The sequence below is a fragment of the Streptomyces turgidiscabies Car8 genome (assembly GCF_000331005.1).
GTDB lineage: Bacteria > Actinomycetota > Actinomycetes > Streptomycetales > Streptomycetaceae > Streptomyces > Streptomyces turgidiscabies.
Map to the genome: position 1 here is coordinate 1 of NZ_AEJB01000331.1, position 12,178 is coordinate 12,178.

A 12,178-nucleotide genomic window follows, 5' to 3' on the forward strand; every position below is an offset into this window, starting at 1 on the left:
CGTCCTCATCTCCTGTCAGCCGGTCACACCTTCGCCGGCTCCCGCACCTCCGGCTTCGGTTCCCGCTTCGCCGCCTTCTTCTGCGCGCGCCGTTCCTTTCGCAGCTCCACGAGTGCGTACAGCGTCGGGACGAGTAGCAGGGTCAGGGCGGTTGACGTGACCAGGCCGCCGATGACGACCACTGCCAGCGGCTGGGCGATGAAGCCGCCCTCGCCTGTCACGCCCAGGGCCATCGGGAGGAGGGCGAAGATGGTCGCCAGGGCCGTCATCAGGATCGGGCGGAGGCGGTGTCGGCCGCCTTCGACCACGGCCTCGACGACTCCGTAGCCCTGGTTGCGGTACTGGTTGATCAGGTCGATCAGCACGATCGCGTTCGTCACCACGATGCCGATCAGCATCAGCATGCCGATCATCGCCGGGACGCCCATCGGGGTGCCTGTCAGCACCAGCAGGCCGATCGCGCCCGTTGCCGCGAACGGGATCGACACCAGGAGGATCAAGGGCTGGATGAGGGAACGGAACGTGGCCACCAGGAGCATGAAGACGATCGCGATCGCCGCCAGCATCGCCAGCGCCAGGTTCTTGAACGCGTCGTCCTGGTCGGACGAGACGCCGCCGATCTCCGCCGTCGCGCCCGCGGGGAGCTTCAGCGCGTCCAGCTTCGTCGTCAGGTCCGCGCTGACCGCGCCCGTGTTGTCGCCGGTCGGGCGAGCGGTGATCGTCGCGGCCCGCTGGCCGTCGATCCGGGTCATCGAGACCGGGCCGTCGACCAGCTTCACGTCAGCGATGTCGCCCAGCTTCACCGCGCCCAGCCGCAGCGCCTTCAGGCCGTCCAGCGTCTCGGCCGGCTTCGCCGACCTGATGACGACGTCGCGCTCGGTGTCGTCCAGGGTCGCCTTGGCCGCCGTCGTGCCCTTGACCGCCTCGGCCACGGCCGCGCCCAGCGTCTGCTGGTTGTAACCGGCCGCCGCCGCCTTGGAGTTGGCCCGCACCGAGATGCGCGGCACGCTCTGCGCCAGGTTGCTGGTGACGTCGGTGACGTCGTCCAGGCCCGCCACCGTGTCGCGTACCTCGTCCGCCGCCTTGCGCAGGGTGTCCGCGTCGGCCGCCTTCACGACCACCTTCAGGTCCTGGCTGCCGAAGCCGTCACCGGCCGCGATGGTGGTCGTACCGATGCCGGAGAGCTTCGCCAGACCTTCCTCGATGCTGTTCTGGACGTCGTCCGCCGACGCCGAGTCCTCCAGCATGACCTGGTAGGAGGCCTGGTTGGTGTCCGTGCCTCCGCCGAAGGCCGCCAGGAAACCGGACGAGCCGATCGTCACCTGGTAGTCCTTGACGCCCTTCACGTCCGCGAGCAGCTGCTCGACCTTCTTCGCCTGGACATCCGTGGCCGCCAGGCTCGTCCCCGGCTTCAACTGCTGCTTGACGGTGAGGACTTCCTGCTCGCCCTGGTCGAAGAAGTTCGTCTTCAGGAGCGGTGCCATGCCGAAGGTGCCGATCAGGACCACCGCCGCGATCGCCACGCTCATCAGACGGCGGCGAGTGGCGAAGCGCAGGACAGGGACGTACACGCGCTGGAGCCTGCTCTTCGCCTCCTTCTCCTCCGCGAGCCTGCGGGCCTCGTCCGCGTCCTCCGGGGTGTCCTTCGGGGCGCGCAGGAACCAGTAGGACAGGACCGGGACGACCGTGAGGGAGACCAGGAGCGACGCCAGCAGGGCCGCCGTGACCGTCAGGCTGAACGCGCCGAACAGCTGGCCGACCATACCGCCGACCAGGCCGATCGGCAGGAAGACGGCGACCGTCGTGAGCGTCGAGGACGTGACCGCGCCCGCTACCTCCCGGACGGCCTTGAGGATCGCCTCCTGGCGCTCCTCGCCGTAGCCGAGGTGGCGCTTGATGTTCTCCAGGACGACGATCGAGTCGTCGACGACCCGGCCGATCGCGATCGTCAGCGCGCCCAGCGTCAGCATGTTCAGGGACAGGTCCCTGGTCCACAGGACGATCAGGGCCAGGACGACCGAGAGGGGGATCGAGACCGCCGTCACGAGGGTCGAGCGGATCGACGCCAGGAAGACCAGGATGACGATCACCGCGAAGAGCAGACCGAGGCCGCCCTCCGTGGTCAGGCCCTTGATGGACTTCGCCACCGCCGGGCCCTGGTCACTGACCACCGTGATCGTCGCGCCGGTCCCGACGTCCCCCCGCATGTCGCCGAGTTTGTCCTCGACCGCGTCGGAGATCGCCACCGCGCTGCCGTCGTTGTCCATCGTGACGGTGACGGCGAGGCTCGGCTTGCCGTCCGTACGCGTGATCGAGTCGGCCTTCGCGGACTCCTGCTTGACGGTCGCCACGTCGGCGAGGCGGACCGGCTTGGTTTTGGAACCGGGCGCGCCCGCGACCATCAGGTCCGCGATCTGGTCCACCGATGTGAAGCCGCCGCCGACCTGGACCGTGCGGTTGCTGCCGGCCTCGTCGAACGATCCCGCCGGGACGGTCGCGCCGCCCGCCTGGAGTGCCTGGGCTAGGGCGGCGGAGGTGAGACCGGCCGCCGTCAGCTTCCTGTCGTCCGGGGTGACGGTGACCTGGACGTCGCGTACGCCGTCGACCGTGACCTGGCCGACGCCGTCGATGGCGCGCAGGTCGGGGACCACCGTGCGGCTCAGCCGGTCGGCGAGGGCCTGCTGGTCCTGGTCGGACGTGACGGCGAGGACGACGGTCGGGATGTCGTCCGTCGAACCGGCGACGACCTGCGGGTCCACGCCGTCCGGGAGGAGCACACGGGCCCGGTTGACGGCCTGCTGTACGTCGGCGACGAGCTGCTTGGTGTCGTTGCCGTAGTCGAAGGACGCCGTGATGAGGGCGTTGCCCTCACTGGCGGTGGAGGTGACGCCGGTGATGCCGTCGACGCCTTCGAGGTTGTCCTCGATCGGCTCGACGACCTGCTTCTCGACCACATCGGGGGACGCGCCCTGGTACGGCGCCAGGACGGACACCACCGGGAGTTCGATGGTGGGCAGCAGCTGTTGCTTGAGCTGCGGTATCGCTATCGCTCCGAAGACGATCGCGACGATCGACATCAGCCCTATGAGGGCCCGTTGCGCGAGGCTGAACCTGGACAGCCAGGACATGGGTGAGCGTCTCTCTTCTGTGGCCTGAGCGGAGGAAGGACGCACGTGACACACCTACGCATCTGCGTACCTGTGTCACCCATATGAGCGCCCGCCCCTACACCCTGGGCCATGGAACACCCCGGTTCCCTAGCTCCCAGGTCCCGTTTCCTTACCCGGTCCCTACTCCGACCGCAGTACGCCCCTTGACTCTCACTCCACCCTCGGACGTACCAGTCCCGACTCGTAGGCGATGACGACGAGTTGCGCCCTGTCCCGGGCGCCCAGCTTGGCCATGGCCCGGTTGACGTGCGTCTTCACCGTCAGCGGACTGACCTCGAGGCGCTCCGCGATCTCGTCGTTGGAGTGTCCGCCGGCGACCTGCACCAGCACCTCGCGCTCCCGCCCGGTCAGCGCGTCCAACCGGTCGGCACGGGCCGGGTCCCGGCCGTCGTCCAGCACGTCGCCCTGCGCGAGGAACTGGGCGATCAGCCCCTTGGTGGCGGCCGGCGACAGCAGCGCCTCGCCCCCGGCGGCGATCCGGATCGCGTTGAGCAGTTCCTCGGGTTCGGCGCCCTTGCCGAGGAACCCGGACGCGCCGGCGCGCAGCGACTGCACCACGTACTCGTCGACCTCGAACGTCGTCAGCATCACCACCCGCACATGTGCGAGCCCCGGATCCGCGCTGATCAGCCGGGTCGCGGCCAGTCCGTCGGTGCCCGGCATCCGGATGTCCATCAGCACGACGTCGGCGCGCTGCTCCCGCGCGAGGCGCACCGCCTCCGCCCCGTCGGACGCCTCCCCGACCACCTCCATGTCGGCCTCCGAGTCCACGAGCACGCGGAAGGCGCTGCGCAGCAGTGCCTGGTCGTCGGCGAGCAGGACACGGATCGTCATACACGGTCCTCACATATGGGTATGCGGTCAGGCGGTTCTCTGTACGGGGCTGCCCGTGCCGTCAGCGGGGCGGGGGCTGCTCTTCACCGGCAGGATCGCATGTACGCGGAAGCCGCCCCCGTATCGGGGACCGGTGGTGCAGTCACCGCCGACCGCGGTGACCCGCTCCCGCATCCCGAGCAGCCCGTGCCCGCCGCCCTCCTCCGGGCCCTTCTGGCCCGCTTGCCGCCCCGGCCCGTTGTCCAGCACGGTGATCTCGATGTTCGCCCCCACCCGTACGACGCTGACCTCGGCCTTCGCCTCCGGTCCCGCGTGCTTCTGTACGTTCGTCAGGGCTTCCTGGATCACCCGGTAGGCGGCCAGGTCGATGGCCGCGGGGAGGGTGGTGTCCTGGTCGGCGCGGGCGACCTCGACCCTGAGGCCGGCGTTGTGGAAGGTGCCGACCAGCTCGTCGAGCCGGTGCAGACCGGGCGCGGGTTCGGTGGGCGCCGCCGGGTCCCCGGACTGGCGCAGCAGGCCGACGGTCGCGCGCAACTCGTTCAGCGCCGAGCGGCTGGCCTCCCGTACGTGGGCGAGGGCCTCCTTGGCCTGGTCGGGGCGCTTGTCCATGACGTGCGCGGCGACTCCGGCCTGGACGTTGACGAGGGCGATGTGGTGGGCAACCACGTCGTGCAGGTCACGGGCGATGCGCAGCCGCTCCTCGGCGACGCGGCGGCGGGCCTCCTCCTCGCGCGTGCGTTCGGCTCGCTCGGCGCGCTCCCTGATGGCGTCGATGAAGGCGCGGCGGCTGCGTACGGCGTCCCCGGCGGTCGCGGCCATGCCGGTCCAGGCGAAGATGCCGAGGTTTTCCTGCGCGTACCAGGGCAGGGGGCCGGCCAGCATCGCGGAACCGGTGAGGACGGTCATCGTGAGGAGGCCGACACGCCAGCTGGTGGTGCGGTCGGTGGTCGACGCGACGGTGTAGAGGGCGATCACCGCGGACATCGCGACGGGCGCGCGGGGGTCGGCGGTGACCGACTCGACGACGGAGGCGGCGGCCGTGAACGCGAGCACCTTCATGGGGGCACGGCGGCGGAGGATGAGCGCTGCGGCGCCGAGCACCATGAGGACCAGACTGAGCAGGTCGGGGGTGCGGGCGGTCCAGCCGCCGCGGTGCGGGCCGTGGGGGTCGACGAACGAGGCACCCAGCATGCAGACGAGGACGGCTGCGGCGAGGGCGACGTCCAGCGCGAGGGGGTGTGCTTTCAGGTGGCATCTGGCGCGCTGGAGGGTGCTCACGGTCGCCAACGGTACGGCGTACGGGTGAGTGGGTGGGAGACACGGTCCGGGCTGCGCCCACCTGCGCGGTTCACCCCGGGATCAGCCCGTCGTCGCTCAGCATTTCCCGGACCTCCTCCAGCGTCGCCTCGGGCGACGGGAGGATCAGTTCCGAGGGTTCCAGGGAGTCGTCCGGCAAGGGGTCGCCCAGTTCGCGGACCTTGGTCAGGAGCGCCTGGAGGGTGCGGCGGAAGCCGGGGCCGTCGCCGACTTCCATCTCCGCCAGGAGCACGTCGTCCAGCTTGTTCAGTTCGGTGAGGTGGCTGTCCGCCAGCCTCACCTGGCCCTCCCCCATGATCCGTACGATCATGTCGCCCTCCTCAGGCGTGGCCTACTGATGCCGGTCACCGCTGTGGGTCACCGCGCTGCGGGCTACTGCTTGTCGAACCGGGGGGTGTCCTTCGGCTGCTGCTGCGACTGCTGCTGACCCGCGCCGCCCTCGATGGCCTGCTGCCCCGACAACGAACCGCCGGCCAGCTCCGCCTTCATGCGCTGCAGCTCCAGCTCCACATCCGTACCACCGGACAGACGGTCCAGCTCGGCCTGGATGTCGTCCTTCGCCATGCCCGTGGGGTCGTCGAGGGCGCCCGAGGCGAGCAGCTCGTCGATCGCGCCGGCCCGCGCCTGGAGCTGTGCCGTCTTGTCCTCGGCGCGCTGGATCGCCAGGCCCACGTCGCCCATCTCCTCGGAGATGCCGGTGAACGCCTCGCCGATCCGGGTCTGTGCCTGGGCGGCGGTGTACGTCGCCTTGATCGTCTCCTTCTTGGTGCGGAAGGCGTCGACCTTGGCCTGGAGGCGCTGCGCCGCGAGGGTGAGCTTCTCCTCCTCGCCCTGGAGGGTCTGGTGCTGTGTCTCCAGGTCCGTCACCTGCTGCTGGAGGGCGGCGCGGCGTGAGAGCGCCTCGCGGGCCAGGTCCTCGCGGCCCAGCGCCAGCGCCTTGCGGCCCTGGTCCTCCAGCGTGGAGGACTGCTTGTTCAGCTGGGCGAGCTGCAGTTCGAGGCGCTTGCGGCTGGTCGCCACGTCGGCGACTCCGCGGCGCACCTTCTGGAGCAGCTCCAGCTGTTTCTGGTACGAGTAATCGAGGGTTTCGCGCGGGTCCTCGGCCCGGTCAAGGGCCTTGTTCGCCTTCGCGCGGAAGATCATCCCCATACGCTTCATGACACCGCTCATGGGCTTCGCGCGCCCCCTTCTGACGGACTCCAGCTCCAGCACCTGCAACAGGACCAACAGTACGGGCCCTGCCTCCATTACCGCACTGTTCCGGGCCCGATGCGCTCATCCCCAAGGACGACTGCGATCTGTCCCACTCCGGCGTAGGGAGTAGGTGAGCCCCTACTGCCTGTCTCTACAGACGACCGGTGTTGCCGGATCGTTCCCCACTCGGCTGGGGTCCATGCCCCGATACCCCTTACCCTTGGGTTTTGTGTTCCGTAGCCGTGCGAAGGAAGAGAAGGCCCCCGCCGACAAGGCGCTGGTGACCGACTCCAAAGCGACCCGTGACCCGCAGGCGCCGAAGGGCAGGCCCACTCCCAAGCGGAGTGTGGCCCAGTCCCAGCGCCGCAGCGTGGCCAGTACTCCGACGACGCGTAAGGAGGGGGCCAAGCGACAGCGTGACGAGCGCCGTTCCGCGATGGAGCGACAGCGCCAGGCGCTCGCCAGCGGGGACGAGCGTTATCTCCCCGCCCGCGACAAGGGCCCGGTGCGCCGTTTCGCGCGCGACTTCGTGGACTCGCGCTTCTGTGTCGCCGAGTTCTTCCTGCCGATGGCCGTGATCATCCTCGTGCTGAGCATGGTGCGGGTCGGTGCGCTGCAGAGCATCGCGCTGCTGCTGTGGCTCTTCGTGATCGTGCTGATCATCGTCGACTCGGTCTTCATCGCGGTCCGCATGAAGAAGCAGCTGGCGGCGCGCTACCCGAACGAGCGGACGAAGGGCGCGGTCGCCTACGCGCTGATGCGCTCCCTCCAGATGCGTCGCCTCCGGCTGCCGAAGCCTCAGGTCAAGCGCGGAGAGCGGCCCTGAGCACTACGTCGTTCTCCGGGGGCGCGGCGGATGCCTGGCTGCACAGGCTGGGCGGGCTGCGGAATGTCGTACGACAGGAACTGGTCGCCCGTCAGCTCGACGAGCAGATAGCCGGGCGGTTCCCGGTCGGGCAGCGGCTGCGGGTGCTCGACGTCGGTATGGGCCAGGGCACGCAGGCGCTGCGGCTGGCCCGGGCCGGCCATCACGTCACCGGTGTCGAGAAGGACCCGAGGATGCTCGACGCGGCGCGCGAGGCACTCGCCGCCGAGCCCGAGGGCATCCGTGAACGCGTCCGGCTCCTTGAGAGCGACGGGCGCGACACGGGCGTGCACTTCCTGCCGGGCAGCTTCGATGTCGTGCTCTGTCATGGCGTACTGATGTACGTCGAACTGCCGGACGCGCTGCTGGCGGGGCTGGCGCGGATGCTGGCGCCGGGCGGGCTGCTGTCGCTGCTGGTGCGAAACGGCGACGCGCTGGCCATGCGGTCGGGGCTCGCCGGGGACTGGGCGGGCGCGCTGGGCGCGTTCGACACCGACTTCTACACCAACCGGCTCGGCCTCGACGTGCGTGCCGACCGGCTGTCCACGCTCACCGGCACGCTCGCGGGCATCGGGGCGCCGCTGCACGCGTGGTACGGGGTGCGGGTCTTCACGGACAGCGAGCCCGACGAGGCGGAGGCCCCCGGCGATCTGGATGCACTGCTGGCTGTGGAGGAGCGGGCCGGGCGTACGGATCCTTATCGGCAGGTGGCTGCGTTGCTGCACCTGTGTGGGGTTCGGGGTTGAGCGGTTGTTGGTTTGCTGCGGGCCCGTGGGGGCTGGTCGCGCAGTTCCCCGCGCCCCTACAGACCTGCTCCCCCGCGCCCTTGAGGGGCGCGGGGGAGCAGGTCTGTCCCACTACGCTTCCTGGGCCTCGCGCAGGCTCATCGGGCCGTAGATCTTCGTGGTGTCCTCGAACAGGTGTACCTGGTCCGCGCCGCCTGCGAGAAGGTCCTTCCAGTACTCACCGATCCAGGACTCGGCGTCCCCCTGCGTCGTGAACTCCTCGGGCTCCACCGCGGGCTGGACCTCCGCCCCGTCGGTCTTCTCGAACCGCCACGTCCATGCCGCCATGTACGCCTCCAAGATGTGAACCGCTGCAGACCAGGAGCCGGATCTTGATCCGGGTCCTGGTCCGAGAGCCTAGCCGGACGCGCAAGACCAGCGGGGACACGCGAAAATCAGGTTTGTGGAACTCACTCTGCTCGGCACCGGTGCCCCCGCGGGTCTCCCCCGCCCCGACTGCGCGTGCGCGGCCTGTACCGGCGCGCTCGGCGTGCACGCGCGGGCGGCCACCGCGCTGCTCGTGGACGGCACGCTGCTGCTCGACCTCACCCCGGGCGCCGTACTGGCGGCGGCCCGCGCCGGGCACTCGCTGGGCGGCGTACGGCAGGTGCTGCTGTCGCATCCGCACGACGGGCCCGCCGTAGAGGTGCCGGCGGGGCTCCCGCAGCCCGGACGGGTGCCGGACGGACGGGAGTTGGCGCTGCTGACCGGGCACCGGGTGCGCGCGGTCCCGATGGACTCCCCGGGCACGGGATACGCGGTGACCGGCCCGGACGGGCAGCGGCTGCTGTATCTGCCGCCGGGCGCGGCGCCGGCCGGGCTCAACGGGAACGGCCCCTCCTACGACATGGTCCTCGCGGACGTCGTCGGGCGGCCGGACGCCCTGGCCCGGCTGCGGGCGGTGGGCGCGCTCGGCCCGGCCACGGATGTCGTCGCCGTTCACCTGGACCATGACGTGCCCCCGGGTACCGAGTTGCGGCGCCGGCTCGCGGCGGCGGGTGCGCGAGCGGTACCGGACGGTACGACGCTGACGGTCGGCGTCTACGAGGACGTACCGGACGTGCCCCGGCGGACGCTGGTGCTGGGCGGGGCACGGTCGGGGAAGTCGGTGGAGGCGGAACGGCGGCTGGAGGCGTTCCCTGACGTGCTGTACGTGGCCACGGGCGGGACGCGCAACGGGGACGGGGAGTGGGCGGCGCGGGTGCACGCGCATCGGGAGCGGCGGCCGGGGTCGTGGCGTACCGAGGAGACCTGTGACCTCGTACCACTGCTGAAGGACGACGGGGCGCCGCTGCTCGTCGACTGTCTGTCGCTGTGGCTGACGGATGCCATGGATCAGGTGGGGGCGTGGGACGACGCGGAGTGGGCCGGGGGCGGGGAGCGGGAGTTGCGGCGGCGGGTACGGGAGTTGACGGCGGCGGTCCGGTCGACTCGGCGGACTGTCGTCGCCGTGTCCAACGAGGTGGGGTCCGGGATCGTGCCCGCCACCGCGTCCGGGCGGCGGTACCGGGACGAGCTCGGGCGGCTGAACTCGGTGTTCGGGGCGGAGTGTGAGCATGTGCTGTTGGTGGTGGCGGGGCAGGCGGTTGTGCTGCGGGGGTGAGGGGGGTGGTTGCGGTTTGGTGTTTGACTGCGGGCCCGGTGGGGGCTGGTCGCGCAGTTCCCCGCGCCCCTAGAAACCCGGTGGGGCTGGTCGCGCCCACGCGGCGGTAGCCGCAGATCGACACAGCCCCGCGCCCCTGAAAGGGCGTCTACTTCTCCGTCTCGTTTCTCCTCGCGATGATTCGGTAGGTGTTCGCGAAGCGGGTTCTGCGGAGTACGGGGGCCAGGGTGTAATCCAGCGCTGTGGTCAGTGCCAGGAACGGGGTCGCCGCTCGGAGCAGAAGGGTGCGGCGGGCGGGGAGGACGCGGGTGAGGGCCAGGGAGAGGGCGCCCGTCAGGTCGTACGGGATGTGGGGTTCCCGGCGGTCCGTCGCGATGATCGTGCAGTGCTGGGACTCCAGTTCCGCCACCAGGTTGGCCAGCGGCATGAGGTGGAGGTGGCGGGGCTGGGCGTACCAGGGCCACCACTTGCCCAGCAGGGTGCCGAACGCGCAGTGCGGGTCCGGGACCTCGATCAGGAGGTGGCCGCCGGGGCGCAGGGCGCTGAGTGCCGCCCGGAGTTCCTCGCGAGGATCCGGGGTGTGTTCCAGGTGATGGAACATGCTGACGACGTCGTAACGGGCCCGCAGCCGGTTGACGACGGCCGGGTCGGTGAGGCGGCCCCGATAGGCCTCCTCGATGTGGCCGGCGGTGCGGGCCTTCTGGACGAGGCGGGTGGTGTCCACGCCGTCGAAGGCCGTGTACGGGAAACAGCGCTTCGCCGCCGCCGGGAAGGCCCCGTCGCCCGTCCCCACGTCGAGCCAGCTCTCCGGTTCGCGGAAGGCGAGCATCGCCCGGGCCGCCGCGCGGTGTCTGCGGGGCGTGACGGGGTGGGAGGCCTCGGGCAGGTCCTGGTGGTGGAGGGCGAGGCCCTCCGCGGTGAGGCGCGGGTTCTGGAAGGCGTGGGCGCAGTCGCGGCACTCGTCGACGACGAACGTGCCCGGGCCTCCCAACCCTCGCTGCCGCAGGTCGGGCGTGCGCAGGCGGGTGCGCAGCCGTTTGGAACCGCACCAGGGGCAGTCCTCGCGGCGCGGCTCGTGGAACCCGTCGGTCTCCGGTGGGACGGTCGCCTTCGGGGCGGGGGACATGGGCGGCTCCTGCTGAAGCGGTGCACTGCTGCGGTGCGCTGAAGCGCCGTGCGACATTACGCATCAAAACGTTACGTAGGGGATCGCCCTCCCGGGTGCAATGACATGGCTCCAACGTGACGGCGTCCTGTTCGATCGCTGCCGGTACTGTTCGGCGAATGAGCTCGCTTAATCTCGACGACTTCACCGATCTGATCGAGCGCCCCGACGGCGGTGTGCGCCGCGACGCGGAGGCGCGCCGGGAGCGCCAGATCGTGCCGCCCGGGTCGCTCGGGCGCCTCGACGACCTGGGTGAGTGGCTGGCGGCGGCGCAGTCCTCGGTGCCGGTACGGCCGGTCGAACGACCGCGTGTGGTGCTGTTCGCGGGGGATCACGGGATCGCCGGGCAGGGCGTGTCGGCGCGCCCCGCCGGCAGTGCCGAGCAGTCCGTGCGGGCGGTTCTCGACGGCTCCAGCCCCGTCGCCGTGCTCGCGCGGCGGCTCGGGGTGCCCGTACGGGTCGTCGACATGGCCCTGGACTGCGAGCCGGACGCGCTGCCCGCCGAGGTCGCGGGGCACCGGACGCGGCGTGGCAGCGGACGGATCGACGTCGAGGACGCGCTGACGCCCCAGGAGGCGGAGGCCGCCTTCCTGGCGGGGGTCGCCGTGGCCGACGAGGAGGCCGACTCCGGTACGGATCTGGTGGTCCTCGGCGATGTGAGCGTGGGCGGGACCACGGCCGCGTCGGTCCTGGTGGCCGCGCTGTGCGGGACGGACGCGTCCGTCGTCACCGGGCGGGGCGGGCTGCCGATCGACGACCTGGCGTGGATGCGCAAGTGCGCCGCGATCCGGGACGCGCTCCGGCGCGCCCGGCCGGTGCTCGGGGACCAGTTGCAGCTGCTGGCGACGGTGGGCGGCGCCGACCTAGCCGCGATGACCGGGTTCCTGCTGCAGAGCGCGGTACGCAAGATGCCGGTGATCCTGGACGGTGTGGTGTCGGCCGCGTGTGCGCTGGTCGGGCAGCGGGTCGCCTTCCGGGCGCCGGACTGGTGGCTCGCCGGACACAACAGCGGGGAGCCGGCCCAGGCGAAGGCCCTGGACCGGATGGCGCTGGAGCCGCTGCTCGACCACGGGGTGACCGTGGGCGAGGGAGCCGGGGCACTACTGGCCCTTCCGCTGGTCCAGGCCGCGGCGGCACTGGCGGCGGAGCTGCCGGAGAAGCCTGAGCAGTCCGAGAAGCCCGAGGAGTCCGAGGAGCCGGTGAACCCGGAGGAGCCGGGGGAGCCCGAGTCCGTCTGACCGTCAG

General features: G+C 71.0%; 11 protein-coding genes. 4 read left to right on the top strand and 7 right to left on the bottom strand.

Annotation, left to right across the window (positions count from 1 at the left end; translation table 11 throughout):
* Positions 1–23: 23 nt before the first annotated feature.
* From STRTUCAR8_RS22225 to STRTUCAR8_RS22245, 5 genes are all read right to left on the bottom strand, one after another.
* Entirely contained in the window at positions 24–3,128 is a 3,105-nt protein-coding gene (locus tag STRTUCAR8_RS22225; RefSeq protein WP_006378165.1) for an efflux RND transporter permease subunit, read from the bottom strand.
* Positions 3,129–3,320: 192 nt separating this feature from the next.
* Positions 3,321–4,004 carry a response regulator gene (locus tag STRTUCAR8_RS22230; protein ID WP_006378168.1) on the bottom strand — a complete coding sequence of 228 codons (684 nt, stop codon included), beginning with the start codon at positions 4,002–4,004 and terminating at the stop codon, positions 3,321–3,323.
* 27 nt (positions 4,005–4,031) lie between these two features.
* Entirely contained in the window at positions 4,032–5,282 is a 1,251-nt protein-coding gene (locus STRTUCAR8_RS22235; RefSeq protein WP_006378170.1) for a sensor histidine kinase, read from the bottom strand.
* A gap of 70 nt (positions 5,283–5,352) precedes the next feature.
* Positions 5,353–5,631: a PspA-associated protein PspAA gene (pspAA, locus tag STRTUCAR8_RS22240; RefSeq protein ID WP_006378169.1), complete on the bottom strand. Its 279-nt coding sequence runs from the start codon at positions 5,629–5,631 to the stop codon at positions 5,353–5,355.
* 62 nt (positions 5,632–5,693) lie between these two features.
* Positions 5,694–6,491 carry a PspA/IM30 family protein gene (locus tag STRTUCAR8_RS22245; RefSeq protein ID WP_044472665.1) on the bottom strand — a complete coding sequence of 266 codons (798 nt, stop codon included), beginning with the start codon at positions 6,489–6,491 and terminating at the stop codon, positions 5,694–5,696.
* Between the two features lie 223 nt (positions 6,492–6,714).
* Here STRTUCAR8_RS22245 and STRTUCAR8_RS22250 point away from each other — a divergent pair, with 223 nt between their 5' ends.
* Together STRTUCAR8_RS22250 and STRTUCAR8_RS22255 are read left to right on the top strand one after the other, a co-directional pair.
* Positions 6,715–7,341, top strand: coding sequence for a DUF3043 domain-containing protein (locus STRTUCAR8_RS22250; protein WP_078507270.1), 627 nt, complete (start codon positions 6,715–6,717; stop codon positions 7,339–7,341).
* A gap of 80 nt (positions 7,342–7,421) precedes the next feature.
* Positions 7,422–8,126: a class I SAM-dependent methyltransferase gene (locus STRTUCAR8_RS22255; RefSeq protein WP_044472666.1), complete on the top strand. Its 705-nt coding sequence runs from the start codon at positions 7,422–7,424 to the stop codon at positions 8,124–8,126.
* Between the two features lie 111 nt (positions 8,127–8,237).
* Here the strand turns inward: STRTUCAR8_RS22255 and STRTUCAR8_RS22260 are convergent, their stop codons facing one another.
* The gene (locus tag STRTUCAR8_RS22260; protein ID WP_006378171.1) at positions 8,238–8,453 is read right to left on the bottom strand and encodes a hypothetical protein; all 216 of its coding nucleotides are present in this window, start codon (positions 8,451–8,453) and stop codon (positions 8,238–8,240) included.
* A gap of 115 nt (positions 8,454–8,568) precedes the next feature.
* On the opposite strand from STRTUCAR8_RS22260, the gene STRTUCAR8_RS22265 reads away from it, so the two are divergent.
* Positions 8,569–9,768 carry a bifunctional adenosylcobinamide kinase/adenosylcobinamide-phosphate guanylyltransferase gene (locus STRTUCAR8_RS22265; protein ID WP_006378166.1) on the top strand — a complete coding sequence of 400 codons (1,200 nt, stop codon included), beginning with the start codon at positions 8,569–8,571 and terminating at the stop codon, positions 9,766–9,768.
* 148 nt (positions 9,769–9,916) lie between these two features.
* Here the strand turns inward: STRTUCAR8_RS22265 and STRTUCAR8_RS22270 are convergent, their stop codons facing one another.
* Entirely contained in the window at positions 9,917–10,894 is a 978-nt protein-coding gene (locus STRTUCAR8_RS22270; protein ID WP_006378163.1) for a class I SAM-dependent methyltransferase, read from the bottom strand.
* Between the two features lie 158 nt (positions 10,895–11,052).
* Between STRTUCAR8_RS22270 and cobT the strand changes: the two genes are divergently transcribed.
* Positions 11,053–12,171: a nicotinate-nucleotide--dimethylbenzimidazole phosphoribosyltransferase gene (cobT, locus tag STRTUCAR8_RS22275; RefSeq protein ID WP_044472664.1), complete on the top strand. Its 1,119-nt coding sequence runs from the start codon at positions 11,053–11,055 to the stop codon at positions 12,169–12,171.
* Positions 12,172–12,178: the final 7 nt, after the last annotated feature.